This is a genomic window from Leucobacter sp. GX24907 (assembly GCF_053567335.1).
The window spans coordinates 165,379-190,451 of sequence record NZ_JBSGPD010000005.1 but is presented as its reverse complement, the minus strand read 5'-3'; the positions used below and the strand labels follow the sequence as shown (position 1 = coordinate 190,451).

The 25,073-nt window shown below is 66.0% G+C and carries 21 protein-coding genes; 13 read left to right on the top strand and 8 right to left on the bottom strand.

The window, feature by feature from the left end; all coding sequences use genetic code 11:
- Positions 1-54: 54 nt before the first annotated feature.
- Positions 55-714, bottom strand: a complete 660-nt coding sequence (locus tag ACUYV6_RS09385) for a GNAT family N-acetyltransferase (protein WP_449278397.1) — start codon at positions 712-714, stop codon at positions 55-57.
- 157 nt (positions 715-871) lie between these two features.
- On the opposite strand from ACUYV6_RS09385, the gene ACUYV6_RS09380 reads away from it, so the two are divergent.
- From ACUYV6_RS09380 to ACUYV6_RS09345, 8 genes are all read left to right on the top strand, one after another.
- Entirely contained in the window at positions 872-3,340 is a 2,469-nt protein-coding gene (locus ACUYV6_RS09380; protein ID WP_449278396.1) for a choice-of-anchor M domain-containing protein, read from the top strand.
- A gap of 116 nt (positions 3,341-3,456) precedes the next feature.
- A complete protein-coding gene (locus ACUYV6_RS09375) occupies positions 3,457-5,094 on the top strand; it encodes an anchored repeat ABC transporter, substrate-binding protein (protein WP_449278395.1) in 1,638 nt (545 codons plus the stop codon).
- A complete protein-coding gene (locus ACUYV6_RS09370) occupies positions 5,091-6,083 on the top strand; it encodes a choice-of-anchor M domain-containing protein (RefSeq protein ID WP_449278394.1) in 993 nt (330 codons plus the stop codon). The genes ACUYV6_RS09375 and ACUYV6_RS09370 overlap by 4 nt, the downstream gene beginning before the upstream one ends.
- Positions 6,080-6,826 (top strand): anchored repeat-type ABC transporter ATP-binding subunit, encoded by a 747-nt coding sequence (locus ACUYV6_RS09365; protein ID WP_449278393.1) that lies wholly within the window; start codon positions 6,080-6,082, stop codon positions 6,824-6,826. Before ACUYV6_RS09370 ends, ACUYV6_RS09365 begins: the two co-directional genes overlap by 4 nt.
- Positions 6,826-7,800, top strand: a complete 975-nt coding sequence (locus tag ACUYV6_RS09360) for an anchored repeat-type ABC transporter permease subunit (protein ID WP_449278392.1) — start codon at positions 6,826-6,828, stop codon at positions 7,798-7,800. The genes ACUYV6_RS09365 and ACUYV6_RS09360 overlap by 1 nt, the downstream gene beginning before the upstream one ends.
- Positions 7,797-10,514 (top strand): choice-of-anchor M domain-containing protein, encoded by a 2,718-nt coding sequence (locus ACUYV6_RS09355; protein WP_449278391.1) that lies wholly within the window; start codon positions 7,797-7,799, stop codon positions 10,512-10,514. Before ACUYV6_RS09360 ends, ACUYV6_RS09355 begins: the two co-directional genes overlap by 4 nt.
- Positions 10,515-10,533: 19 nt before the next feature.
- The gene (locus tag ACUYV6_RS09350) at positions 10,534-11,331 is read left to right on the top strand and encodes a class I SAM-dependent methyltransferase (protein WP_449278390.1); all 798 of its coding nucleotides are present in this window, start codon (positions 10,534-10,536) and stop codon (positions 11,329-11,331) included.
- A gap of 80 nt (positions 11,332-11,411) precedes the next feature.
- Positions 11,412-12,293: a lytic transglycosylase domain-containing protein gene (locus ACUYV6_RS09345; protein ID WP_449278389.1), complete on the top strand. Its 882-nt coding sequence runs from the start codon at positions 11,412-11,414 to the stop codon at positions 12,291-12,293.
- A gap of 97 nt (positions 12,294-12,390) precedes the next feature.
- Here the strand turns inward: ACUYV6_RS09345 and mgtE are convergent, their stop codons facing one another.
- Complete coding sequence (gene mgtE / locus ACUYV6_RS09340; protein ID WP_449278388.1) at positions 12,391-13,749, bottom strand: magnesium transporter; 1,359 nt, start codon at positions 13,747-13,749, stop codon at positions 12,391-12,393.
- 457 nt (positions 13,750-14,206) lie between these two features.
- Between mgtE and ACUYV6_RS09335 the strand changes: the two genes are divergently transcribed.
- The 3 genes from ACUYV6_RS09335 to ACUYV6_RS09325 are packed head-to-tail and all read left to right on the top strand — an operon-like array spanning position 14,207 to position 15,793.
- Positions 14,207-14,422 carry a DUF2945 domain-containing protein gene (locus ACUYV6_RS09335; protein ID WP_449278387.1) on the top strand — a complete coding sequence of 72 codons (216 nt, stop codon included), beginning with the start codon at positions 14,207-14,209 and terminating at the stop codon, positions 14,420-14,422.
- Positions 14,419-14,967 carry a DUF488 domain-containing protein gene (locus tag ACUYV6_RS09330; RefSeq protein WP_449278386.1) on the top strand — a complete coding sequence of 183 codons (549 nt, stop codon included), beginning with the start codon at positions 14,419-14,421 and terminating at the stop codon, positions 14,965-14,967. The genes ACUYV6_RS09335 and ACUYV6_RS09330 overlap by 4 nt, the downstream gene beginning before the upstream one ends.
- Positions 14,968-15,019: 52 nt before the next feature.
- Entirely contained in the window at positions 15,020-15,793 is a 774-nt protein-coding gene (locus tag ACUYV6_RS09325; protein ID WP_449278385.1) for a hypothetical protein, read from the top strand.
- Between the two features lie 11 nt (positions 15,794-15,804).
- Here the strand turns inward: ACUYV6_RS09325 and ACUYV6_RS09320 are convergent, their stop codons facing one another.
- Positions 15,805-16,479, bottom strand: coding sequence for a response regulator transcription factor (locus ACUYV6_RS09320; protein ID WP_449278384.1), 675 nt, complete (start codon positions 16,477-16,479; stop codon positions 15,805-15,807).
- On the bottom strand, positions 16,464-18,083 hold the full coding sequence (locus ACUYV6_RS09315; protein ID WP_449278383.1) for a sensor histidine kinase: 1,620 nt from the start codon (positions 18,081-18,083) through the stop codon (positions 16,464-16,466). Before ACUYV6_RS09315 ends, ACUYV6_RS09320 begins: the two co-directional genes overlap by 16 nt.
- Positions 18,084-18,173: 90 nt before the next feature.
- Between ACUYV6_RS09315 and ACUYV6_RS09310 the strand changes: the two genes are divergently transcribed.
- Together ACUYV6_RS09310 and ACUYV6_RS09305 are read left to right on the top strand one after the other, a co-directional pair.
- Entirely contained in the window at positions 18,174-19,397 is a 1,224-nt protein-coding gene (locus tag ACUYV6_RS09310) for a phosphotransferase (RefSeq protein WP_449278382.1), read from the top strand.
- Between the two features lie 82 nt (positions 19,398-19,479).
- On the top strand, positions 19,480-19,890 hold the full coding sequence (locus ACUYV6_RS09305; RefSeq protein WP_449278381.1) for a hypothetical protein: 411 nt from the start codon (positions 19,480-19,482) through the stop codon (positions 19,888-19,890).
- Here the strand turns inward: ACUYV6_RS09305 and ACUYV6_RS09300 are convergent.
- The 4 genes from ACUYV6_RS09300 to ACUYV6_RS09285 form a co-directional block, all read right to left on the bottom strand.
- Entirely contained in the window at positions 19,887-20,678 is a 792-nt protein-coding gene (locus ACUYV6_RS09300; protein ID WP_449278529.1) for an acyl-CoA thioesterase domain-containing protein, read from the bottom strand. The genes ACUYV6_RS09305 and ACUYV6_RS09300 overlap by 4 nt on opposite strands.
- Positions 20,679-20,939: 261 nt before the next feature.
- Entirely contained in the window at positions 20,940-22,088 is a 1,149-nt protein-coding gene (locus ACUYV6_RS09295) for a CaiB/BaiF CoA transferase family protein (RefSeq protein ID WP_449278380.1), read from the bottom strand.
- Between the two features lie 103 nt (positions 22,089-22,191).
- Entirely contained in the window at positions 22,192-22,887 is a 696-nt protein-coding gene (locus ACUYV6_RS09290) for a GntR family transcriptional regulator (RefSeq protein WP_449278379.1), read from the bottom strand.
- Between the two features lie 385 nt (positions 22,888-23,272).
- Positions 23,273-24,649: an MmgE/PrpD family protein gene (locus ACUYV6_RS09285; RefSeq protein ID WP_449278378.1), complete on the bottom strand. Its 1,377-nt coding sequence runs from the start codon at positions 24,647-24,649 to the stop codon at positions 23,273-23,275.
- Positions 24,650-25,073 lie beyond the last annotated feature (424 nt).

Here is a 25,073-nt window from a genome sequence, read left to right as displayed (position 1 = left end):
TCGCCTCGTGCTCTGCCTCCAGTCTGTCAGACCATCGATTTCAGGACCCAGCCGTTAGAAGGTGAGCTTGGTGAGTTGCTGCCCTGCATCGTCGAAGTTCTCGGGATCGAGCCAGCGCAGATAGCCCGCTCGCAGTCGCGGCCACTCGTCGTCGATGACGGAGAACCACTCGGTGTTCCGGTTCTCGCCCTTCACGACCAGGTGATTCCGGAACGTGCCCTCGTGCTGGAAGCCGAAGCGGGCTGCAGCGCGCTTCGACGGTTCATTCGCGTGGTGGCACTTCCACTCGAAACGGCGATACCCCAGGCCGAAGAGCAGGTCAGCGGTGAGGAAGAAGGCTTCGGTCGCGATTCGGGAGCGGGTCATCGCCGGGCCCCACATGATGTGGCCGATCTCGGCGACGCCGTTCGCCTCGTCGATGCGCATGATCGCCTGGCGGCCCTCGGCGCGAGCTGTCACGCGATCCACCACCGCGAAGAACAGCGGGTCGGCGCTCGCCGAAGCCTGCTCCGTCCAAGCGCGCATCTCGCCCTCGCTCGCCGGGGGCAGGTCGGGGAGGTAACGGAATCGGGCGTCGGCGCCGGGAGCCGACGCCGCAGCGTAGAGAGTCGCGGTGTGCGCATCCGGGTCGAGCGGGACGAGGATCGCGTAGCGTCCCTCGATCGTCTCCCGCGGCGGCCGAGGCACGCCGCTCCAAACTTCGAGGTTCGTCATCTCTTCGCTCCCGTTTGTCAGTGATGCTCTTCGGTCAGAGTAGCCGAGGCGGCGGAGGGCACCGACTTGCCTTCGGCCGTGTCCGAGCCTATGGTTATCTATTGATAATCACTATCAATATCGTTCGGCTCCGGCCGATTGGAAAGGTTACAGACCCATGACCGTATCTTCCCGCTTGCGGGTCGGCGCCCTCGGCGGCGCTCTCGCGCTCGCCGTCGGGCTGGCGGCCCCGGCTGCCGCATACGCGGCCGACCTCGACGAGACCCCGATCACGCTGGATCGCGGCCACGTCGACGCTTTCAGTCTCGAGGCCGACGGCGACGCGCTGGTGCTCGCCCTCAAGGAGGACGTCACCGGCCGCGGCGTACTGCGCTCGCCGGACGCCACCACGCTCCAGGTGAAGAGCGACGCCTACTCCGCGAACGTCGGCGACACCGCGATCCCGGGCGATGCGCCCGACAGCTTCTACAGCCTTCCCGCCGGCCAGGACACGAACCTGAACCTCGTCTGGCCGGGGTGGGACAGCCTCGGGCTGAACGGGACCGCATTCGCCGACGAGAGCGGCGCCGCCGACGTCGACATCACGGTGTCCGACGTGACCGGGCCGGGCGAGGCCTACCTCTACCAGATGGGATTCAGCGGCCCGACGTCGGTGTTCACCGACGGCGGCTTCGACCTCGGCGGAACGATCCACCAGGACAGCACCGCGCACGCCCATGCGGCCTGGGCCTTCACCGAGCCGGGCACCTACACCTTCACCGCGCAGGCCACAGCCGAGCGCGTGGACGGCGGCGGCACCGTCACCAGCGAGGAGGCCAACTACACCTTCGAGGTGCTGCCCGCTCCCGAGACCGTCGAGGTCGCGGGAACCGAGAATCCGGTCGAGGCCGGCGACGACATCACGCTCACCGCGGCTCAGGGCCCCGACGGCGCGGCGTTCACCAAGCCGGGCTGGGCCTGGGAGACGCGCGACTCCGGGACCGCCGAGTGGCAGACCGTTGCCGGGGCGACCTCCGAGACGCTGACCGTCGCCGCCGTCGACGGGGCCCAGTACCGGGCCGTTCTGTCGGGCGGCAAGGACTACCAGGGCCAGCCCGACCGCGCGCAGGCGCAGCCGATCGAGATCGTCTCCGACCCGGTCACCGTCGAGGCGACCGACGACGGCGATCCGGCCCAGACCACCGTCACCATCGAGGGGCTGCAGGATCATTACCATACGGGCGACATCGCATCGTTGACCGCCGTGCAGCAGCCCGACTCGGGCGAGGACCACTGGCACTGGTTCATCCAGCGCGAGGGCGACGACGACTTCGGCGTCATCGCCGACGCACTGACCGACTCGCTCGAGCACACGGTCGCCGAGGGCGACCACGGCGCGAAGATCAAGGCCGTGCTGTACGACCACGATCACCACGCGATCGCGGAGTCCGACCCCGTGACGATCCAGGTCGACGACCACGGACACGAGCACCCGGAGACCGATCTGACGATCGAGGGGCTCGGACACCACTACCACCAGGGCGGAGCCATCGAGCTGAATGCCGTGGCCGACCCCGCGGTCGACGACGCGAGCTACGAATGGTTCCTGCAGCGCAGCGACCAGGACGCGCCCGTGCGCGTCGAGGGGCAGAGCACCGCCGCCTTCAGCATCACCGCCGAGCAGGCGCTGAACGGTGCCCGTGTGAGCGCGAACCTGCTGGACGGCGATGGAGAGGTCGTCGCCTCGGCCGATCCCGTCACGATCGAGGTCGACGATCACGGCGCGGCCCCGCACCAGCAGGTCTCCATCGAGGGGATCGCCGGGCATTACCACACCGGCGACACCGCGGTGCTGACCGCGAGCGTCGACCCCGCGTCGGTGCTCGACCGCTTCGTGTGGGAGATCCAGCGCACAGGGTCGGACGAGTGGGTCGCGGCCGAGGGCGAGAACGGGTCGAGCTACTCGTTCGAGGTGACCGAGGAACTCGAGGGCGCCCAGGTGCGCGCCGTGCTCACCTACGATACCGGCGATCGCTACGTCGCGTCCGAGCCGGTGACCATCGAGATCGACGACCACCACGAGCATCCCGAGCCCGATACGACCGTCACCATCGAGGGTCTGGCCGACGAGTACGAGGTCGGCGACGTCGCAAAGCTCGACGCGGTGCAGGATCCCGATACGGGTGAGGATCACTGGCACTGGTTCATCCAGCGCGAGAGCTCCGACGAGTTCGAGGTGATCTCGGGTGCGCTGAGCAGCACCCTCGAGTACACGATCGCCGAGGGCGACGACGGGGCGGAGATCAAGGCCGTGCTGTACGACCACGATCACCACGCGATCGCGGAGTCGGAGCCGGTCTCCCTCAACGTCTCCGCCGGTTCCGACGAGAACCCCGGTGACGGCGAGAACCCCGGCGACGAGGACAACGGAAACGGTGACGGAGGCACCGGCACCGATGATTCCGGCAACGGCGGTGCCGACCGCAACGGCGCCGACAGTACCGGAGGCAAGGGCGGGGACGGCCTGGCCGCCACCGGCGCCGAGCTCGGCGGCATGATCGCCGGTGCGGCGACCCTGCTGCTGCTCGCCGGCGCGGTCACCGCAGTGGCGGCCCGCAGGCGGTCGCAGGCGGAGATCGCCGAGTAACGGCACCGCGCATCGCAGCACGAACGGTGTCGGTGCGCTCGGCCCTGGACCCCGGCGCCGAGCGCACCGACACCGTTCCACCCCCACTCCAGCTGGACAAGGAGTCTCGAATCCACGTGCGATTCCGATCCTCGACCCTCTCGGTCGCCGCTTCGCTGACCGGCCTGATCGTCGGTACGGCGCTGCTCGCGGGATGCGCCGCGACGCCGGTGGCCGCGGAGGACGGCACCGTGCGCGTCGTCACCACGACGGGCGTGCTCGCCGACCTCGCGCGGAACGTCGCCGGCGATCGCGCCGAAGTCGTCCCCCTCGTCCCCGAGGGCGGCGACCCGCACAGCTACGAGCCCACGCTCCGCGATGTCCGAGAAATCGTCTACGCCGACGTGGCGTTCTCCAACTACCTCATGCTCGAGGAGCAGAACCTCATCAAGATGCTCGACACCAACCTGCGCGAGGACGTGCCCAACGTCTCCCTCGCCGAGGAGGCGGTCAAGTACGCCGCCGAGGTGATCCCGCTCGTCGAGGATGTGTCGTTGGACACCATCTGGCTCGGTCTGCGGGTCAAGGGCGACGGCGCCGAGCTCGGGGCGACGCGGGCCTCGGACGTACTGCTCTCGGCGACCGGCGCCGAAGGCCCGGGAGAGCTCATCGGCTACCTCACGGGGAGCTTCGGCGACGTCGAAATCTACTTCGACTCCTCCGACGGCTTCGATCCCGTGGGCGGGTATCTCGACGACACCGTCGCGCTGCCGCCCGACGCCCACACCCACCTCAGCTGGGCCTTCACGGAGCCGGGCGTCTACACGTTCGACCTGCAGGCGAAGCTGCAGGTCTCCCAGGAGCAGAAGCCGATAGAGGTCGCCTCCGGCGAAGTCGTGTTCGCGGTCGGGGTGGACCCGCACTCGGTTCCAGGGCGGGAGGGCGCCACCGTGCTGAACGCGGGGCACTCGGATCTCACCGTGAACCTCGACGAGGAGGCCTTCGAGGTGCTGCTCGACCGCGAGCAGGGGACCGGCGGGGACCACCAGGAGTTCTTCTCCTTCGACGACGTGGTCGTCGAAGTGCCGAACACGGCCCTGCACGACATCCCGGGAGATCCGGCGTACCGCTTCCTCGGACGCGCGGGCGAGCCCGTCCACCAGCTGCCGCAGGCCGTGCTCGGCAAGCACGTGCACGGCGAGATCGACCCCCACCTCTGGCAGGACGTGCGCAACTCGATGTCGTACGTCGAGGCCATGCGCGACACGCTCATCGAGGTCGACCCCGAGGGCGCCGCCGAGTACACGCGGAACACGAAGGCCTACCTCGCCGAATTGGAGGAGCTCGATGCGGAGGTGCGCGACACCATCGCGGAGGTGCCCGAGGGGCGCCGGACCCTCGTCACGACGCACCACGCCTTCGGATACCTGGCGGCGGCGTACGACGTCAGCATCTCGGGCTTCGTGACCCCGAACCCCTCCGTGGAGCCGTCGCTGGCCGAACGGAAGCGGCTGACCGAGACGATCCGCAACCTGCAGGTCCCCGCGGTGTTCCTCGAGCCGAACCTCGCCTCCCGCTCCTCGACGCTCGTCGAGGTCGCGAGGGAGCAGGACATCGAGGTCTGCCCGATCTACGGCGACGCATTCGACGAGAACGTCACGACCTACATCGAGATGATGCGATTCAACGCGGACTCGATCCGCGACTGCCTCGGTTCCGGGCGCTCCGAGAGCGCCGCGGCCGAGGCGGGTACTGCGAAGGAGAACCGAGAATGATGCGCACCCACGGAGCCGGGCGGCGGAATCGTCTGCGAACGATCGGACGCGCCGCAGCCGGCCTGCTGGCGACGGCCGTGCTCGCCCCCGTCGCGCTCCTCGGAGGGGCCGCCCACGCGCAGGAGGACGACGGGCTCCAGCAGACGCTGGATCCGAACCAGGCGCAGGGGACCGGCCAGGTCGTGCGCGATGTCGGGCACATCGACTTCGGGCCGACGCTCAACACGGGGGAGTGGAAGGTCCAGATCCACGACGACACCGAGATCCCGCGGTTCTGGAGGAATCCCGAGGACGTCGTCGCCCAGGTGAGCGACGCCTCGATCAAGCAGGTCCCGGAGTCCGAGGACTACGAGTTCCTCGGACTGGAGCCGGGGACCGACGTATGGATCGTGCCCCAGGTGCAGGAGTCGGAGGTGATCTGGGTGGGATGGAACACCCAGGAGCCGAACGTACTCGAGAACCTGAACCTCGGCACGACGCTGCGCATGCTCGGGGTCGAGGGGCCGGGCGACCTCACGGTCTTCCTGCAGAGCGGCAACTTCGGAGAGGTCGAGCCGCTGTGGACCACCCACGAGTCGTTCCCTCAGGATTCCTGGATCGAGCTGAACACGCACACGCACGCCAACTGGGTGTTCAGTGAACCCGGGATCTATCTGGTCGAGGTCGAGTTCGAGGGCGAGCTGCTCTCAGGGGAGACAGTCACCGCCCGTGACACGCTGCGCTTCTCGGTCGGGGATGAGACCGATCCCCAGCAGGCGTTCGGCATGGAGATCGACGAGTCGCTCGTGGCCGACGACCCCGCCGCGGACGAGCAGGAGGCTCCCGCCGAGACGGTGGAGGACGACGGCGGACTGTCGACGCTGCTCTGGATCGTCGTCGGCGCGGTGGGGCTGGCGCTCGTCGTGGCGCTGCTCGTCGTGATCGTCGCGACGCGCCGGGCCAAGGCCCGTGCGCGTGCGGCTCGCGCGCGACAGGGGGCGACGGAATGAGTGCGCTGGAGGTGGCGGGCCTGGCCGTGCGACTGGGCGGACGCGAGGTCGTGCACGACGTCGACCTGTCCCTCGATACGGGCGAGTTCGTCGGCCTGATCGGACCGAACGGCGCCGGCAAGACGACGACGCTCCGCGCGATCCTCGGCCTTCTCCGCGCCCAGCGGGGCCGCATCTCGGTGGAAGGCCGCACAGGGCAGGCGGCGCGGTCCCTCATCGGGTACGTCCCGCAGCGGCACGAGTTCGCCTGGGACTTCCCGATCACGGTGGAGGACACCGTGCTGACCGGGCGCGTGCGCCGCATCGGCTGGCTGCGCCGGGCGGGTTCCGCCGACTACGCGGCTGCGGCCGAGGCGCTCGAGCGGGTACGGATGTCGCACCTGAGCGCCCGGCCCGTCGGCGAGCTCTCGGGCGGCCAGCGGCAGCGCGTGCTGGTCGCCCGGGCTCTCGCGCTGCAGCCCAGACTGCTGCTGCTCGACGAGCCGTTCACCGGCCTCGACATGCCGACGCAGGAGCTGCTGATCGAGTTGTTCCGGGAACTCTCGCAGGAGGACAAGGCGGTGCTCATGACCACGCACGATCTCGTCGGAGCCGTGCACGAGTGCTCGCGGCTGTGCCTCATCAACCGCACGATCATCGCCGACGGCCCGCCCGAGGGCCTGCGAGAGCCCGAGGTGTGGATGCGCGCCTTCGACATCAGGGCGACGAACCCCGTGCTGCGCACGCTGGGGGTGGCGGTCTGATGCTCTCCCCGATCGACTTCGTCCAGGACCTGCTCAATCCCGACCTGCGGTTCCTGCCGAAGGCGCTCGTCATCGCCGTGATGTCGAGCATCGTCTGCGGTGTGGTGGGCTGCTACGTCGTGCTGCGCGGCATGGCCTTCATCGGCGACGCCGTCGCGCACGCCGTCTTCCCCGGGCTCGCGGTCGCGTTCGTGATCCAGGGCAATCTCGTGCTCGGCGGCGCCGTCGCGGGTGTCCTCACCGCGATCCTCGTCGCCGCCTTCTCCCAGAACCGCCGCATCAAGGAGGACTCGGTCATCGGCGTCTTCTTCGTGGCGGCCTTCGCGCTCGGCATCGTGATCATCTCGCGGTCGCCCGGGTACTCGGGATCGCTGCAGCAGTTCCTCTTCGGATCGATCACGGGCATCCCCGACGAAGACATCTTCACCGTCGCGATCACCGGCGTCATACTGCTCGTGATCCTCTTCCTCTTCCACAAGGAGTTCGTCGCGGCCACCCTCGACCGCGAGATGGCGCGGTCGACCGGCATACCGGTCTTCGCGCTGGATCTGCTGCTCTACGTCTGCGTCGCCATCGCCGTCGTGATCTCGATCCAGACGATCGGCAACATCCTCGTGCTGGCCCTCCTGATCACCCCTGCCGCTGCGGCGCGCCTGCTGACCGACCGGCTCGCGGTCATGATGCTGCTCGGCCCGGTCATCGGCGGAGCATCGGCGATCACGGGCATGTACATCTCGTGGAGTCTCGACCTCCCTGTCGGCGGCACGATCGTTCTCGTCGCGACCGTCGTCTTCCTGCTCGCCTGGTTCCTCGCTCCGAGGCACGGTCTCGTCGCCAAGCGGCGGCACGGGCGCGCGCGGCTCGACGACGAACCTGCACTTTCCGCCGGCCCCGTGCGTGAGACCGTGCCGGTGGTCCCGGCGTGCCCGCTGATCCTTCCCGAACCTCGATCCGAAGAGGAGGCCGCACCATGAGCACCATGTCCTCGCGCCGCGGCTCACGGCTGCGCGCCGTTCCGCTGATACTGCTGACGTTCGTGCTGGCCGTGCTCGGCTTCGCGGAGCCGGTTCCCGCCCGCGCCGAGATCGTCTCGGATCCCGGCGTCGCGGCCCAGGTGCTCGAGGAGCCGGCCCCTCCTCAGGAGGACTCCGAGGACACCGGAGGATCCGGCGATCCGGCGGATGACGAGGGGATGGACGACGCCCCCGTCGAAGAGAAGCCCGCTCCCTCCCCGGCTCCATCGGAGGCGCCTCCGAGCGATCACGCGCCCGAGGAGCCGGCCCCGCCGCAGGAAGCCCCCGGGCCGGTCCCGTCTCCGAGTGCCGCACCGGAGCCGAAGGTGACCGCGCAGAAGTCCCGGGCCGAGATCCCGACCCCCGAGGGGCAGTCGGATCAGCCGGCCCCGCCGAGTCAGGCGAAGCGCGTGCTCGAGAACGTGCACACGGACGCCGTGGCCGTGTACCTCGATCAAGGGAGGCTCGCGCTCGAATCCCAGGCCGACGTCGACGGGCAGTTGCGCAAGCGCTTCGATCCGCAGGGCCTGCTCTTCCATCTCGGCGACGGGGACGGACGCGGTGAAGGCGGCAAGCGCACGATCAGGGCCGGAGACGCCTGGGACCGCCTCGGCTACCTCGGCGAACCGGGCGACGTCTTCTGGTGGGCGCCGCAGGTGCAGGACCGCTCGGTCGTCTGGCCGGGGTTCAGCACCGAGGATGCGGATCTCGGCGGGCGGGCCGACTCCTTCGACATCAGCCTGCTGAACGTCGAAGGGCCGGGCCGGGTCGAGCTGCTGCTGGATTCCCGCCGGGTCTTCAGCTCGGAGGTGCGCCTCTCGCCCTGGCGCATCACCGTGCCCCAGCACGCCCACATGAACTGGGCCTTCACCGAGCCAGGCACCTACACGCTCACGTTCGAGGCGCAGGGAAGGGTCGGCGGCAAGATGCAGAAAGCCCGGAACGACTACACTTTCGTCGTGGGCGACCTCGGTGCGCATACGCAGGACACCGCCGTGACGATCGAGGCGAGCAGCACGGACCTCGATGAGGACGAACCCGTGCTGCTGACCGCGAAGCTGGATCCGCAGAGCGCGGAGGGAGCCGTGCAGTTCCGCGACCACGCGACCGGCACGGTGCTCGGTCACACCCCGGTCGAGAACGGGCAGGCGCAGTTCCGCGCCGATGCACTCGCACCCGGACCGCACCGGTTCGTCGCCGAGTACGTGCCGACCTGGAGCAACGACTTCGGATGGTCGAGCTCGGCCTCGGTCAACGTGCACGTCGCGGGCGAGGTGCAGACCAGACCAGTTGAGGACGACACGAGACCCGTCCCGTCCGGGGAGGTCACGCGGCAGACGTTCCGCAATCAGGTCGTGGTCATCAGCGATGGGCGCAAGGCGACCGCCGGGGGCGATGTGCGGGCGAAGGCGAAGGATCGCGCATACGCGGGGCACTGGCTCTCGGTGTGGCTGCCCGGGCAGAAGAACCCGAAGAGCGGCAGCGCCTGGTACGGCTACGTGCAGGCCGACATGAACGGCGATTTCAGCGTCTCCCTCGAGGGGGCCAAGGCGGCGAAGGAGCAGAGGCTCCTGATGAAGGACACCGAGGGTGGCGCCGTCGGCGATTTCATCGGCTGGGACAGTTTCGAGATCGCGAAACCGCCCGCCGACGGTGGTGGAGACGGTGGAGGCAGCGGCGGGGGCACGGGCGATAGACCCGGTGGTGGCGGTTCCGGCGGAGGCAACGGCCCCGGTAAGAAGGCCGCCCGCCAGGATTGCCGCCCCGAGGTGACGCTCGACCACGGTCATATCGATGCGTTCGCCGTCGCGGCGGGGAACGGCAAGGCGTCGATGCAGGTCTGGGAGGACGTCACGGGGCACCGCGTGCTGCGTCAGCCGGAGTCGGTGCTGCTCAAGGTGAAGGAGCGCGCGCTCGGCCGCGCCCCCGGCCCCGGCGAAACGCCGAAGCGCGGATACGTGCTGCCGCTGTCGCAGGACACTGACCTGATCTGGCCCGGTTGGGACACCAACCGGACCCAGGGGAGCGGGTACACCGACGTGTCGATCAGCATTACTGGAGTCGATGGTCCTGGATCCGTCAGTCTGTACACCGGCTCCCTGGGGCAGTGGCGCCCGCTTCTGAACGGCGGCGGGTACGGCCTGCCCGGCACGATCCGGGAGCCGAGTCCCGCCCACACGCATGCGCAGTGGGTCTTCAGCGAGAAGGGCGTCTACAAGCTGACGGCTCACGCGGTCGCCACGAACCCCGCGAACGGCAAGAAGCTCCAGACCGCGACGCACACCTACGTGTTCCAGGTCGGCGACGTGCCGCTCGGCAACGCTTTCTGCGGCCTCGGCTTTCCGGGGGCCGACGACGCCGCGGCGGTGAACGCCGCCGTCGACGAACACGAGGCCGCCGCGCTCGCCGCGGCCCAGAAGAACGCGAAGAACGGGAAGAAGGGCGAGACGGACGGGAAGAACGCGCAGAGCGTTCGCTCGCGCGGGAGCGACGGCGACGATGGAGGCTGGCTCTCGGAGCTCTTCGGTGGCACCGACGCAGACCCGATGCTGCTCGCGGGCCTCGTGGGCCTCGGAGGCGGACTGCTCGTCTCGGGCATCGCCGGCAGCACGATCTGGTACGTGAATCGGCTCAGGCGCATCGCGCCTGGTCCGGTCGCCGTCGCGGCGGCCTGAACGGAGAGGAACGGGAGAGATGACCGAACAGCAGAGCCGGGGGTCGGTGTTCGACCGCGCCGCGGGGGACTTCGACCGTCTCGGCCGGTACCTCTGGTACCCGATCGGCGAGGCGACGGTGCGACGGACCGCGCCGATGCCGGGCGAACGGGTGCTCGACGCGTGCTGCGGAAACGGCGCCTCGGCGCTGCCCGCGGCCGAGCGCGTCGGAGCGGAGGGCCTCGTCGACGCCGTGGACCTGTCGGAAGACCTGATCCGGAACCTCGACCTCTGCGGCCGCGGGCTGCCGCAGCTCCGCACCCACCGCGCAGATGCCACCGCCTGGGACGCGAATGGATACGATCTCGTGCAGTGCGTGCTCGGCATCTTCTTCTTCGCCGATATGGAGGCAGGCGCGCGGCACCTGATCTCGCGGGCGAGGCGGGGTGGAAGGGTCGGCCTCACGATCTGGCGGCACGGCGCCGTCGAGCAGGCGGGCCGCCACCTCGAGCTGGCGCTTGAGCGGGTCGTCGGTCGCGCGCGCGAGGAGCGCCCAGAGAACCTCGTGAACCGCGTCGACCGCGCCGAGCCGTATGCCGAGTGGCTGACGAGCCTCGGGCTCGGGCAGGTGGACGTCGTCGAGTCGCCGCTCACGGTGAGGATGAGCCCGGAGATCGCCTGGCTCGTGGTGACCGGCTCGGGCTTCGTCGGCGCCCTGCACGGGCTCTCCGACGGACAGGTCGAGGACGTTCGGCAGGGGTATCTGCGCTCGCTCGCCGATGCCGGGGTCTCGGAGCTCGACGCGACGACGCTGATCGGCGTCGGGGTGCGGGCCTAGCTCCAGATATCATCTGATGTTGATGACGACCGCGGGGCGATGATCCCGTGGCGCTCGAAGCATGAGGCGAGGAGGTGACGGTGGGCGACGAGCAGCACGACGATTTCGATGCGCTGATCTCCGATTCGGTCGACGAGGTGCGATCCGAGCCCGCCGAGCCCGCCATCGCACCCGCGGCGCCCGAGGCCGTAGCGAGGCGCTCCGGGCGGTGGGGGCTCGTGGTGGCCTCCGGCGCGATCCTGCTCGGCCTCGGATGTCTCGGCACCGTCGCGGTGGCGCTGGGCCAGGCTGACGCCGCCCCGGTCGACGAGACCGCCCCCGAGGCGCCGACGGAGGCCCCCGATCCCCGTCGTATCGCCTCGGAGTCGTCGGAATCCGAGACCCGGCCCAAGGGGATCATCGATGCGGTCGACAGCGCCTGGGCCGATGAGACTGCCGAGGCGACCGGGATACCGAAGCGAGCCCTGCAGGCCTACGCGGGCGCGGCTCTCAGGGTCTCGGAGGAGAGCCCCGGCTGCGGCATCGGCTGGAACACGCTCGCGGGCATCGGCTACGTCGAATCGGAGCACGGCACGATCGACGGAGGCGGCATCGGGCCTTCCGGCGACACCACCCCGCCGATCCGCGGGATCGCGCTCGACGGCACGAGCACCGAGCGCATCGCCGACACCGACGACGGCTTCTATGACGACGACTCGACCTGGGACCGGGCGGTCGGTCCCATGCAGTTCATCCCCTCCACGTGGAAGGAGTGGAACGCCGACGGAAACGGCGATGGCGAGGCGGATCCGCAGAATATCGACGACGGCTCGCTCGCGGCCGCGCGCTACTTGTGCGAGATCGGCGGCGACCTGACGCAGCCGGATCGTTGGATCGCCGCGGTGGCCGCCTACAACGACACAGTCGAGTACAACAACCGGGTCGCCGAGGCCGCCGATCACTACGCCGCGCTCGCACCGTGAGGCGGTCGAGAAGCAATAGGTGTCAAATGGTCGCTATCGGCGGCAGATAACGACCATTCGTGCCGTATTCCGTGCGGGTCTCGCGGCTAGCGCCCGCTCAGAGCCCGAGCACCGCGTGGGCGATGAGGAAGTAGATGACCAGGCCGGTCGCATCCACGAACGTCGTGATGAACGGGTTCGAGAACACGGCAGGATCCACGCGGATCGCTCGGGCGGCGAGCGGCATGACCCCGCCGACCGAGGCCGCCGCCGTGCAGACTGCGAGGAGCGTCAGACCGATGACCGTGCCGACACCGGGGTCGTAGACCAGACTCGTGACGCCGAAGCCGATGGCGCCGAGCAGCAGCCCGAGCAGCGCACCGACTCGCACCTCGCGTGCAAGCACTTTGAGCACGTCGCCGGGCCGCACGTCGTCGAGTGCGAGCGCACGGGTCACCGTGGTCGCTGCTTGATTGCCGGTGTTGCCGCCGGTTCCGATCAGCAGCGGCACGAAGAGCGCGAGCACTGTCAGCTGTTCGAGCGTTGACTCGAAGACCGAGAGCACCTGCACCGTCAGCGTCGCCCCGATCGCGAGCACGAGCAGCCACACCACCCGCGACCGCACGATGCTGATGACGGGAGTCGAGAGGTAGGGCCGATTGAGCGGTTCCGCGCCGCCCTGCCTGGCGGCATCCTCACTCTCCTCGCGCTCCAAGATCCGCACGGCGTCATCGATGGTGAGGATCCCGACCAGACGCGATTCGCTGTCGACGACCGGCAGTGCCAGCATGCCGAGATTCGCGCAACGCCGGGCCGCGACCTCGGCTGCTTCGGTGGCGAGGGCCGTGTCGGCATCTCGCATCAGCGAGTCGACGAGAGCGGTCTCGTCGGCGCCGAGCAGGTCGCGCAGGCTGACGACGCCGACGAGCTTGCGCGCGTGGTCGAGCACCGGCAGCGTGTAAATGGTTTCCGCGTCGTGCACGTGCGCGCGCAGGCGTTCGAGAGCCTCCGCCACGGTGCACTCCGGGTGCGTCCAGAAAACCTCGGGGCTCATGCGCCGCCCGATCGCACCCTGCGAGTAGCCGAGTACTGCGGCGGTCAGCTGGCGATCGCGCTCGGGAAGGCCCCGCATGAGACGTTGCACGACCGAAGCCGGCAGCTCGTCGAGCAACCAGACGCGGTCATCCGGATCCATCTCCGCGAACAGTGCGGCGACCTCCGCGTCTTGCAGGGCCTCGACCAGCTCGCCCTGCAACGACGGCTCCAACGATTCGAACACTTCCAGCGCCTGCTGTTTCGGCAGCAGTCGATAGACGACGGCGCGCTGGCGGGAGTTCAGCCGCTCCAGCACATCCACGAGCTGTCTCGTCGACAATTTGCCAGTCGCCGCGGCCAGCTTCGTCAGGTCATGATCGCCGACGGACTGCTCGATCGTTTCGATCAGCACCGTCGGTGTCTGCAGCTGCTCATTCGTCATGGCAAAGTTCTCTTTCTCACGTTCAGCGATCGCGTCAGCTTGGCGCTGCGGCGTCGGGCGAGCCGGCGCAGGGCGCGGCAGCGCGGAATCGGCGGCGCGGGTCCAGTCAGGCGACCGCGCACAGCCTGCACCGTATGGGCGTGCAGGGGAGGGGATGGGCGCCGAGAACCGCGCGAACCCGAGTCGCTGCTCAGCGAGAGAGTGGAGCGGCGAGCGGAGCGGGCGCGGTACCCGGCCTATGACTGTCACCGTTCATTCGGGTACTCACCTCGCTCTCATGCTCGTATCGAAGACTCCGCGTCTGGTGCGGGGCACTCCAAGCGTATCTTCAGCGATCAGTATATCGCCGTCTGCGAGGTACCCCCAAGGCGAGGCGTTCACGGCTGCACAAGGGGTCGAACTCCGCGGTGTCTCGTGCTTCCATGGAATGACCCGTACGCAGATGTAGGAGGTCGACATGACGAAGCGCTTCTCCGAGGGCGATCACGTGGGGTGGAATTCCGAGGCCGGACAGGTTTCAGGCAGGATCATCACAGTGCACACGGCTGATTTCGACTACAAAGGACACACGCGCCGCGCGTCGAGGGATGACCCGCAGTATGAGATCAAGAGCGACAAGACCGACCACATTGCCGCCCACAAGGGCGGAGTGCTCCATCTGATCGAGGAATGATGGAACCGTTCCTCACGATCGGTCACTCGAACCGCTCCCTCGACGAGTTCATCGCCCTGCTTTCCGAGAACTCCGTCGGCGTGGTGGTCGACGTCCGCAAGCTCGCGGGGTCGTCCAGATTCCCGCAGTTCAACGCCGACGCCCTGGACGAGGCGCTGGCCGATGAGAGGATCGGCTTCCGCCGGCTCGAGGGGCTCACGGGGCGGCGCCCGGTGAGCCGCACCGTTCCCTTCGAGGTCAACGCCTGGTGGCAGAACCGCAGCTTTCACAACTATGCCGATCACGCGCTGTCCGAGGAGTTCCGCGAGGATCTCGAGGAGCTCATGGGCTGGGGAGAGGGCCGGCAATGCGCTCTCATGTGCTCCGAGGCCGTGTGGTGGCGGTGCCACCGCCGCATCATCGCAGACCACCTCCTTGCGAGAGGCGAGCAGGTCATCCATATCCTCGGGGCTCGGCAGGCCGATCGGGCCGAGCTCAGTTCGGGCGCGGTCGTCGGAGAAGACGGTAGTGTGACTTACCCGGCGGTCGAGGCGCCGTCGACGTGAGGCTTTTCTTATTTTCGAGATCCAGGCTCCAGCGGGCTTCTAGCATGTGCTCATGATCACTTCCGAGGCACCGAGCCAGACTGTCATTCCGGTAGGACGCCGCGTGCCGGTCGGCCTGGTCGGTGTCATCCTCGTACTGAATGTCTGCGCCATCGCCACCTATGCGTTGTCGCGTGCGACCGAAGGCACCGCGCTCGCGCCCATCACGAGAGACCTGTTCCTCGGGTTCGAATTCACCAATGAACACAACATTCCTGCATGGATCGCGTCCATGCTGTGGGCCGCGCTCGGCGTCCTGGGAATCGCCCTCGCGATGGCCTCGCGGTCAGGACGGATCGGGTTTGCCGCTCTCGGGGTGATCGGACTGTTCGCGTCGCTCGATGAGTACGCGATGATTCACGAGCGTCTCTCGGCGGTCGGCGACAGATTGCTGCCCGATCAGCTCACATCGTCGATCGGAGCCTGGGTGATCCCCGGGCTCGTCGTGGCACTGATCGTCGGTGCGGTACTTCTGCGTTTCGTGCTGCATCTGCCGAGACGGGTGCGGAATGGGCTGTTCCTCGGTGCGGCAGTGTTTCTCGTGGGGGCTCTCGGTACAGAGGCCCTCTGGTGGGCGGTGATGGACCGCGCATCGGGTGAGGTCACCCCGCTCATGCTGGTGCTCTCCGCCATCGAGGAGAACCTGGAGATGCTGGGCGTCGCGATCGCGATCTCCGCGCTCATCTCATTGCTCGAATTCACCCGAACAGACGAGGGGACGCAGCTGGTGATCCGGAACGATCTCCTCGCGGCACCTGCAGAATCGCGTGAGCCGGCTTTACGCTGAGGCTTGCAGCCTCAGTTCTGAGCGACGACCGGAGCAAGGCGATAGCCGACGCCGCGCTTCGTCTCGATGAGATCCGACCCCAGTTTCTGCCGCAGGTAGCCGACGTAGACATCGACCACGTTCGACCCGGGGTCGAAGTCGTAACCCCACACTCGGCTCAGCAGCTGCTCCCGACTGAGCACCTGCCCGGCATTGCGAATCAGTTCCTCCGCGAGGGCGAACTCCCTGGCTGACAACTCGACTTCGTGAAGGCCGACGTGCGCCTTGCGTGTGCGGATGTCCAGCCGCAGGTCGCCATGGACGAGATCGGCAGATGCAGGTGCCTCATCGCTTCGCATGCGGATGCGAATACGGGCGAGGAGCTCATCGAACTGGAATGGTTTGCCCAGGTAATCATCGGCGCCGCCTTCGAGGCCGGCAATGGTGTCGTGCAGTTCGATGCGAGCGGTGAGCATGATCACCGGCATCTTCGAGCCGGATCCGCGCAACTGCTCGAGCACTTGAAAACCGTCGAGCCCTGGCATGTTGATGTCGAGCACCATGAGGTCGAACTCATCCGTGAGCGCGAGGTGCAGAGCCTCAGTTCCTGACGCGGCGACGCGAGTGGCGAACCCGGCCGCGCGCAGCCCTTTTTGCACGAAGCCCGAGATACGAGGTTCGTCGTCTGCAATCAGAATCGATGCCACGCGGTACGCTCCTCTGCTGAAGATGGGGTGGTCGAATCGGGTGCGGCCGAATCGGGGGCGGTTGCATCAGGGACGGTCGAACTTGGTGCAGTCGCGGGATTGTGCGGGTGATCTGCTGGTGAAGGATCCGCGCTGCCCATCGGCACGGTGATGGTGAATCGCGCACCGCCACCCTCTGCGTCTTCGACTGAGACATCGCCGCCGTGAGCTCTGGCGATCACCCGCACGATGCTGAGGCCGAGCCCGCTGCCGCCGCGGGCTCGAGCGCCACCACCCTGGTAGAAGCGGTTGAAGATCTGCGTCTTCGTGTCGTCGTCGACACCCGGACCGTAGTCGCGCACCCACAGGCGTAGGCGAGGCCCGTCGACGCGGCTGTCGCGTTCGCCACTGGCGCCGACGTCAACCGAACTGCCGATCGCGAGTTCGCCGCCTCCGTGCGTGACGGCATTCTGCGCGAGCTGCAGCATGGCCTGGGTGATTCGCTCCGGATCGAGCGCCGCGACGCACCTGGCCGCTGGCATCTCCTCGACCTCGGCGCCGGTGATACCGCGAGCCTTCCGAACGATCTGATGCATGAGCTCCGCGGCATCGACGGAGCGACGTTGCACGGGACGCGACCCGTGCAACGTCGCAGAGGCTGCAAGGTCTTGGACGAGGCGGCTCATCCGATCCAGCTCATCGACTGCGAGTTCTCGTGTGCTGCGTGTGTCCGCAGGATCCTCAGGATCCATCACCTCGAGGTTCCCGCGCACCACGGTGATCGGTGTCTTCAGCTCGTGCCCGACATCGCTGAGCAGCTGACGCTGTGAACCGAGTGCTTCATCGAGCCGATCGAGCATGCGGTTCATGGTCTCCGCGAGTTCAGCCACGTCGTCGTTTCCGACGATCGGGAGGCGTTCGTCGAGCGACCTGGCAGACACTCGATCGGCCGTCTCTCGCATCTGACGCAGTGGACGCAACAACCTGGTCGCAACGATCGTGCCCGATGCCGCGACGACGATGAGCACGATGGCCGATACGACGATGAACATGCCTGCGGCCTGATTGAACTCGGCGAGCTCGGCATCGAGGTCGTAGACCATGACGAATGTCACTCGGGAGGGGGCCGGAGATTCTGCGACGGCGATCGGGGCTGCGAGGTAGCGCCAGACCACACCGTCCTCGGCATACGTCCCGATCGTCGGTTCGCCGTTTCGGGACACGCGGTTGACGTGCTCAGCGAATGCGCTCTCATCGCGCAGGTCGAGATCCAACATCATTCCGGGCACGGTCGTGATGACACCGTCGACCATGCCCATGGCGCCGGTGTTGTCGTCCGGGCTCATCCGCTCGACAACCGCGGTGAGAGCGTCGGTGGAGGAACTCCAGCCGCTGTTCTGCGCACCTCCGTCGGCCACGATGTATCTCGCGGAGTCGAGGTTCGCCTCCAGACGTACGTCGACCTGGTCGAGGATGCGATATCGCTCGACGAGGTACACCGATGCGCCTACGGCCATGAGCCCGAGCGCAGTCACGATGGTGATGACTGTGACGATGCGAGTCCGCACGGACAAGCCGCTCGGCGCCGCTCGGCGCCGAGGCGAGACGCTGGCGGCTCTATTCACCACTCCAGTATCGCGAACCTCACCGAAGTCGGCGCGGAGTCTAAGAGATGTCTCATCCTGCGGCGGGCGGCTCCGTGATGCAATAGGCGAATGGAGACATCGGAACCGGAGGTCTGTGCGGAGAACGCCGACGCCGCGGCCGAACTGCTCAGCGAAGCACTGAACCTGTCGGCCGACAGCTTGACCCTGACATCTCGCGAACCGTTGGGCGACGGAAGCGTCACAGGGTTCGAGGTCGATGGCGAAGAGCAGAGCCTGCTCTACTACGTCGATACCTCGCGCCTGCCGGTCACGCAGGAGACCGGACTGGCGCTCGGGAGCAGCTCGCGCCCGGAGGCGCGCGTGTGGTTGCACCCGGCAGACCCGCACCTGCCCGCGCTCGGCCCGGTGGCATTCCACCGTGCGGCAGAGGTTCTGCTCGAGCGAATCGGTCACCGCGCGGCAGCACCACCCGAGTTCGTTGCCTACCGTCCCGGGCGTCGCGCGGTGCTGCGCATCGAAATCGATGGTTCTGCGGTCTGGGTCAAGGTCGTGAAGCCGAGCCGGATCGATCGCATCGTTCGTACGCACGCGGCGTGCGAGCAGGCCGGGTTGCCCGTGCCCGAGGCGCAGGGCTGGGCTCCCGAGGGAATCATGCTTCTGGCGCAGGCCGAAGGCAAGCCGGCACTGCACTTCGCAGGCGAGCCCGACGTGCTCTTGGATCAGGTGGATCGATTACGGGAACGCATTTCGGCAGTCGACGTGGCCGACCGCGTACCCGGAGTGGCCGTGCGTCTTCAGTGGTACGCGTCGAGTCTCGCGGCAGGCCGTGGTCGGGCTCGTGCAGGAGCCGAGTTGGTGCGGCGGATCGAACGGATTGCGGATACTGTGCGCGCGATCCTGCCCCCAGGTGACGAGTCCCGAAGCACCCAGGTCGTGCACGGCGACCTCCACCTCGGTCAGCTCTTCGTCGACGCAGCAGGGGAGCTCTCCGGGGTCATCGATATCGACACGATCGGTCGCGGAGACCAGGCGGAGGATCCAGCGGCGTTCATCGCCCATGCAACAGCAAGCGCGTTGCTGACCCAGAACAAATCACGAGGGCGCGTTTGGGGGATCGCTGATGCGGCGATGGCACGCTGGGGCGGTGATCCTGCTGTTCGAGCACTATTCGCGACCCACATGCTCGGACACGCGCTCGGAGCTCGGAATCGAGGCGAAAGCAGCATGGAAGACGAGCTGCTGAGCGCGGCCGAGGCGGTGCTCGATGGTGGTGTTCCGTCTGCAGCGATGACGGACCGGAGCCTATCTAAGAACGCTCTCACCGATGTTTAGGAATGGCCTTACTCGAGGCCGCAACCATGGATGGTGAACCGAACACATCGGCACAACCGCCGACTGAATAGAGGAGGACCTCATGGACAAGAAGAAATGGATCGCTTACGGAGCGACGGGTCTCGTCGGACTCGGTCTCTTTGCGGGCGGTGCCGCAGCTGCGGCGAACGCGATGGAGCTGCGAACCACCGACGGAACCGTCGTATCCGGCGGCCCCATCACCACTGACGACGCCACGGGCAGCGGTAACGCTGCTCTGCAGAATGATCGCGCTCCCGTGGCCGACTCCTCGGTCACCGTGGTGAGCGCCCCGTCCGCGACGAGCGTGGGCTCGCCCGGGTCGAGCGCCTCAGCAGCCTCAGTGCAGAGCGCAGCGTCTGCAGCAACAGCGGCCTCAGCAGCATCAGCGTCATCTGCAGCTTCGGCGGTCAGTGCTCCGTCGGCGCAGTCCCCGGCCAGCGTTGACTCTCCGGCGTCGGCACCATCGCTCTAAACGGGGTTGTCGCCCTGAAAGTTGAGCTCTTTCTTCGAGTTCTTCACCGCTGTGACTGTAGTCGTACCAAATGCACCAGAAGTATCGAACATATGCGCTGTCCCTACAGAGACTCCACTGTGAGCGCTCCGTAACTCGCTGCAGACCCCGATGCCCCCCTGCGTGGGGGGCCGGGACAGGCTGAGGGTGACGTCGACGTTCAGGTATCCGAGCCCATTGCTGCCGGCATTAATGACGTAGTTCCCGAGATCCGCAGCTCGGGCAGCGCACTGCAACGGTGTCGGTACCTCGTCTTCAATGATGGCGTTGTCGAAATACCAGACAAGGTGCCGGTCTGCGTTGAGGTGGGCTACTCGGGATCCCGACCATTCAGTGTGCGTTGTCTTATACAGTCGGCCGTGCGCAGCCAAACTCCTGAGTTCCTTATTTGGTGGAACGCATTCCGCAGGAATCGGAGGTGTCCACACGGGGTCGATCTCGGACGAGTGGGGAGTATGCAGGGGATTCGAGATCACCGCAGCTCGACAGCGGGCCAGAACACGCGTCTGTTCTCCATCAACCAGCTCAGACTCGACAATTGAAAGTGTTCTGCCTTCTTTCAGAATGTGGCTCCGCAACCGACAAGGCGCGAGTTCCACGGGGCTATGGAGCTCGAACGTCATTCGGATGGGTCGCCATTCCAAAGCCGAACCTAGCTCTTGCTCAATCCCGACGGTCAGTAGGGATGTGACGGCCGGCCCGCGAACATGCTTTCCGGTCCACCGGCTTGAGGCGTCTGCCAGCGGCATGAACCAAGTGCCGGAAGGATCCTGAACTCTCCGAAAGAACGTCATGGTTCCTCAAATCTATCTACATATCAATGGAGTTCTTCTGGTGCAGGAGGTATTAAAGGCCACAGGTGAGCCTTTGTGGACAGGGGAGTTCTGGCCCTGCATCTCGCGGCTGTTGACGCGGATCCTGCCGACTTCGAGGTTATTGGTGAGGCCAATGAGAAGGGCGTGCGCGCGGTGATGGATCGCGTCACCGCCCCGCGAAAGGAGTATTTCCTTCTAGGAATTGTCCTCACCGAGTTTCGGTACTCTTCCCGGTACTGCGTGCTGACCGTCGAACAGGAGCGGGAGCCGTGGAAGGCTGAGACGTTCACCGTTCTCACGTACTGCCCCCGCATCCTGCATGGGTACGAATAGCTCGCGGTGGGCAAGTTGCTCGCTCTGGCGAACCTCTGCGATGCTCTGCACAATACCCACAGGCTGACCGGCTGCGCGCAATGCGGCCGCCGTTCTCTCGCAGCTCATTCCTGCGGCCCATGACTCCAGTTCTGGGATGATCCGGCTCTTCATGCGGTCGGCTCGCTTCATGGTGGTGTCGAGATCCGGATCGTGAATGAGTTCGGGTTTCCCTAAGGCGACTGCGCATCGTCGCCACATCTCATCTGTGGGGATCACAATGGATAGCCAGCCGCCATCCCCGGCGCGGAAGAGGCCGACCGGGCTGAATCTATCGGTCCTATCAGTCGGTGTGCTTCCAGTGAACTCGTGGAGGGTCAGAGGGCGTTCGAGAAAGGCGGCTGTAATGTCGAGCATCGCTGCGTCCACATAGCTTCCTTCGCCCGTGCGCTCGCGTTGAACGAGCGACATGAGAATCCCGACTGCCGCGTAGATGGCTGAGAGCATGTCAGTCGTGCCCATCGGAGCAAGTGCGGGAGATCCGTCCTCATCGCCGAGCAGGCTCGCGAATCCGGACATGCCCTGAATCACGGAATCAAAAGCGGGCCACTCGGCCGAGGTGCCTCCGGTGGTGCCGAAACCCGTGATTTCACAGATCACGAGCTGGGGATAGCGTTGGCGCAAGAGCTCTGGCGGGAGCCCGAGGCGTGTCAGGGAACCGGGGCGAAGGTTGGAGACCAGAACGTCGGCGGTCTCCAGCAGCGACTCAAAGGCGGACAGGCCCTCCGGAGTGTCGAGCGCCAGCTCGATTGAGTGCTTGCCTCTGTTGTAGGAGGCGAAACCGCCGCTGATGCGCTGCTCACCGTCACCGATGAGGGGGTCGTATGTTCGGCGGGGGTCTCCGGTGCCGGGGCGCTCGATCTTTGTCACCTCAGCTCCGGCATCCGCCAGCATTGACGTGCAATACGGGCCTGCGATGAACTGCTCGAGCGAAATGATGCGAATGCCTTTCAATAACCTCAAGCCGTTCATTGGGTCCTTCTCCTCCTTGCCGAAGTGCGTACTATTCTCTACTGCCCCTGTCGACTGACAGTATGCGAAACGGCTTGGACCACCCACCGGAATCCGGTGTAGGTCAGGGATTTGCCAGAGAAGCGAGAGCCATACGCTCAGCGCGGTCGAAGTACTCGCTCAGTTGGGCCGCTGCGTCGTCGAAGTCTGCTTGCTCAAGAAGTGAGGCGATGAGCTCGTTGCTCTCCAGAAACGGACCGTACACCTGCTCCGGATCCGCAGCGAGTGCGAGCCGAACCTCAGCTTGCAGGTGCGCAAACAACGTATTGAGACGTGCGCTATCGGCAAGGGCAATGATCGCCGTATGGAACTCGAGATTCTTCGTGCCGACGAGCACCCAGTCGCCCGCTTCGCGAGCCGCTCGAGCATCGTCCGCTGCCTTCCGCGCCGCTCTGATTGCTCGATGGCCGGGAACCGCTTGCAGGATCGCGGACACTTCAATCATTCGTCGTACTCTGTAGATGTCGATGACATCGAGTGCAGTGGGTGTCCGCACGAAGACTCCCCGGTTCGGAGAACGTTCCAGGATCCTCTCGTGGATCAGGATGCGGAAGACCTCTCTCAGGGTGTTGCGAGATACCCCAAGTTCTTGAGTGAGACTAGTCTCTCGAAGCTGTTCCCCGGATGGTATCTGACCCTCGATCAATCGTCCGCGGAGAACGTCCGCTGTTCGTTCGATCAGATCGGGACCTGGACCCCTGTTCTCGCGCGGCGATGACCCATTGAAGGCGTCATGGGGACCAGCTGCAAGAGTATTCACGGCACCTCATAGTAGTTCATGGATGGTGAGGCTGGTGGGTACAGACATCCATATAGTTGAACGATATTATATTTTTTGTTCAATGACAAAGATGGGATGAGCCTGAAACTCATTCGCAGTTCGACACCTTAGGATCGATTGTGATCGCCTTGCGAATCTCTGGTCATGAAGCGCACCGCTACTGACTGTTGTGTGAGCCTTGTGTCATACCGCTGGCTAAGCCTGGACACGAGACCTGATGCGGGAAAGTCCCGGTCGCATCACTTCGACCGAAGGAATTACGACTGGCACCGGCTCCACGGTTTCAACGGCCGAGGGACTGACCTGATCTGGTTCGAGGGCCCGAGACGTCAGTTGAGGACGACACTCAGGCGGACGAGTGCGATCAGGGCAGAATGGCATCTGAGCAGAATCGGGAAGTTGGTTCCAGATCACCGATATTGCGCAGCGCAGCTTCGGCCCATTCTTTGCTGACGAGCGCAGCGGCTTTCGCGGCAATCTCGGCTTCTGATGCGCGACGCTGGGGCGACCCGATGTATGCTTCAGCATACTTCTCTACGACGCGTCCGTCCGCGAGACGCACTCGCACTTCTGCTTGCCATGACGCAGGGAATGCCGCTTCGATTCTCGGGGATTCATAGCAAACGACCTTCTCCATCCATCCGTGGAGATCTTTCGCCAACTCGGCGGCATTCGCGAACTGGTCCACGGTTGCGTCACCGCTGGTGAGAGCGACCGCGGCGCCGAAAGGCATGTTGAACTGCGCGTCTACGGGAGTGCTCACTATCAGTTTGCGCTCCGGCGGAAGCGATATGAGGGCGGCACCTGCAGTGATCACACCGCATTCGATTGCTTCAACCTCCTCAAGCGTGAGGTCGGGGAGTTCGGCATGAATAGCGCGAAGTAAGTCGATGTTTCCGTGCATATACCTGCAGCAGGGGTACATCTTGATACTGGTGTCAGACACTCCGCGGCCGAACTCGATCTCCAGGTGACGAGAGCTCGACGGTCCCTCTCCGAACAACCGGAGGAATCCATCACGTCCCTCGAATGCCTCGGTTGGCCCTGCAAAGCCCGCCTGTGCGAGGCGTGCCGCTCGTAGCCCCGTCGCCGCTGAGTGGCCAGGATTCAAACGTTTGGTCCACGAACCGTCACTCAGGAACTCCAGGCTTCCGGCTGACATGTTCGCGGCCAAACTCACAGCGTTCTTGGCCTGATCGTGGTCGAGGCCCATGATCACCGAGGCGGCCGCAGCAGCACCAACAGTTCCACATACTGCTGTCGGGTGGAAACCTCGACGGTAGCTCTCTGCCGCGCCGAGCAAGGTTCCGACCGCGGTCATCACGTCGTATCCAACGGCTATGGCGCGGTAAGCAGTGCGGCTCGTGACCTGATGGGCATCCGAATAAGCGAAGACGACAGGCATCACGACAACCGCTGGATGCAGAGAGGCCTGCTCATGGGTGTCATCGAGTTCAGGGCCATGTGCCGTTATCCCGTTGACCAGTGCGGCCTCTTCCAGAATCCCCCACTGGTCGAGTCCATGAATCCGCGACGCTCGCAGATCATCAGGTGACTCGGCCAGTGTACTCGCCCGCCGAGCAGCTTCGGCGGAAGGTCGATCCGTTCCATTGACCGTCACTCCCAGGTAGTCGAAGACGAACGTGTCGATGAGCCTGACGAGATCCGGATCAAGCTCGTGCAGGCCGACGATGTGCGCCGCAAGCTGCTCAGAGATCTTTGGGGTTTCCTGAATGGCCATCTGGCACTCTCCTTCGATACATTCCGGTTGCGCTCAGCGCCACCTGCTGATGAACAGGAATCCTGGTTTTCGGTACTGCAGGTTCGCCGCTTGGAAGGCTTCGCTGCTTCTCCACGGAGGCCCCGCCCCTGGAGTCATTGTGCGAAGCTCGGCTTCCTCGATCTCTGACTGTGTGCGAAGCGTACGGTCGCCGCGACGAAACTCGCGAACCTGCCTTGAGATTATTGAACATTCTTTAGCGTTTTGTTCATTATATGTCTGCCGTCGGTATCTACTTAGGGGACCCTTCCGTCCAATCGGCGCGGGAATCATCGCGAGTGTTCGCACCCTGATGGATGCGGTGCGCGATGAGGTCCTGAATGGTGTGTAGCTTGAGGGGCGTCATGGAGTGGGCCACAGCGCAGTGTCTGCTTGCTTCGATCGG

What these genes read in the sequence shown, in the direction of transcription:
- ACUYV6_RS09360 (WP_449278392.1), top strand. Translation starts at nt 6,826, where the DNA reads ATGCTCTCCCCGATCGACTTCGTCCAGGACCTGCTCAATCCCGACCTG.
- ACUYV6_RS09295 (WP_449278380.1), bottom strand. Translation starts at nt 22,088, where the DNA reads ATGAACGGCTTGAGGTTATTGAAAGGCATTCGCATCATTTCGCTCGAG.
- ACUYV6_RS09285 (WP_449278378.1), bottom strand. Translation starts at nt 24,649, where the DNA reads ATGGCCATTCAGGAAACCCCAAAGATCTCTGAGCAGCTTGCGGCGCAC.
- ACUYV6_RS09335 (WP_449278387.1), top strand. Translation starts at nt 14,207, where the DNA reads ATGACGAAGCGCTTCTCCGAGGGCGATCACGTGGGGTGGAATTCCGAG.
- ACUYV6_RS09350 (WP_449278390.1), top strand. Translation starts at nt 10,534, where the DNA reads ATGACCGAACAGCAGAGCCGGGGGTCGGTGTTCGACCGCGCCGCGGGG.
- ACUYV6_RS09325 (WP_449278385.1), top strand. Translation starts at nt 15,020, where the DNA reads ATGATCACTTCCGAGGCACCGAGCCAGACTGTCATTCCGGTAGGACGC.
- ACUYV6_RS09355 (WP_449278391.1), top strand. Translation starts at nt 7,797, where the DNA reads ATGAGCACCATGTCCTCGCGCCGCGGCTCACGGCTGCGCGCCGTTCCG.
- ACUYV6_RS09365 (WP_449278393.1), top strand. Translation starts at nt 6,080, where the DNA reads ATGAGTGCGCTGGAGGTGGCGGGCCTGGCCGTGCGACTGGGCGGACGC.
- ACUYV6_RS09330 (WP_449278386.1), top strand. Translation starts at nt 14,419, where the DNA reads ATGATGGAACCGTTCCTCACGATCGGTCACTCGAACCGCTCCCTCGAC.
- ACUYV6_RS09380 (WP_449278396.1), top strand. Translation starts at nt 872, where the DNA reads ATGACCGTATCTTCCCGCTTGCGGGTCGGCGCCCTCGGCGGCGCTCTC.
- ACUYV6_RS09370 (WP_449278394.1), top strand. Translation starts at nt 5,091, where the DNA reads ATGATGCGCACCCACGGAGCCGGGCGGCGGAATCGTCTGCGAACGATC.
- mgtE (WP_449278388.1), bottom strand. Translation starts at nt 13,749, where the DNA reads ATGACGAATGAGCAGCTGCAGACACCGACGGTGCTGATCGAAACGATC.
- ACUYV6_RS09305 (WP_449278381.1), top strand. Translation starts at nt 19,480, where the DNA reads ATGGACAAGAAGAAATGGATCGCTTACGGAGCGACGGGTCTCGTCGGA.
- ACUYV6_RS09385 (WP_449278397.1), bottom strand. Translation starts at nt 714, where the DNA reads ATGACGAACCTCGAAGTTTGGAGCGGCGTGCCTCGGCCGCCGCGGGAG.
- ACUYV6_RS09300 (WP_449278529.1), bottom strand. Translation starts at nt 20,678, where the DNA reads ATGCCGCTGGCAGACGCCTCAAGCCGGTGGACCGGAAAGCATGTTCGC.
- ACUYV6_RS09310 (WP_449278382.1), top strand. Translation starts at nt 18,174, where the DNA reads ATGGAGACATCGGAACCGGAGGTCTGTGCGGAGAACGCCGACGCCGCG.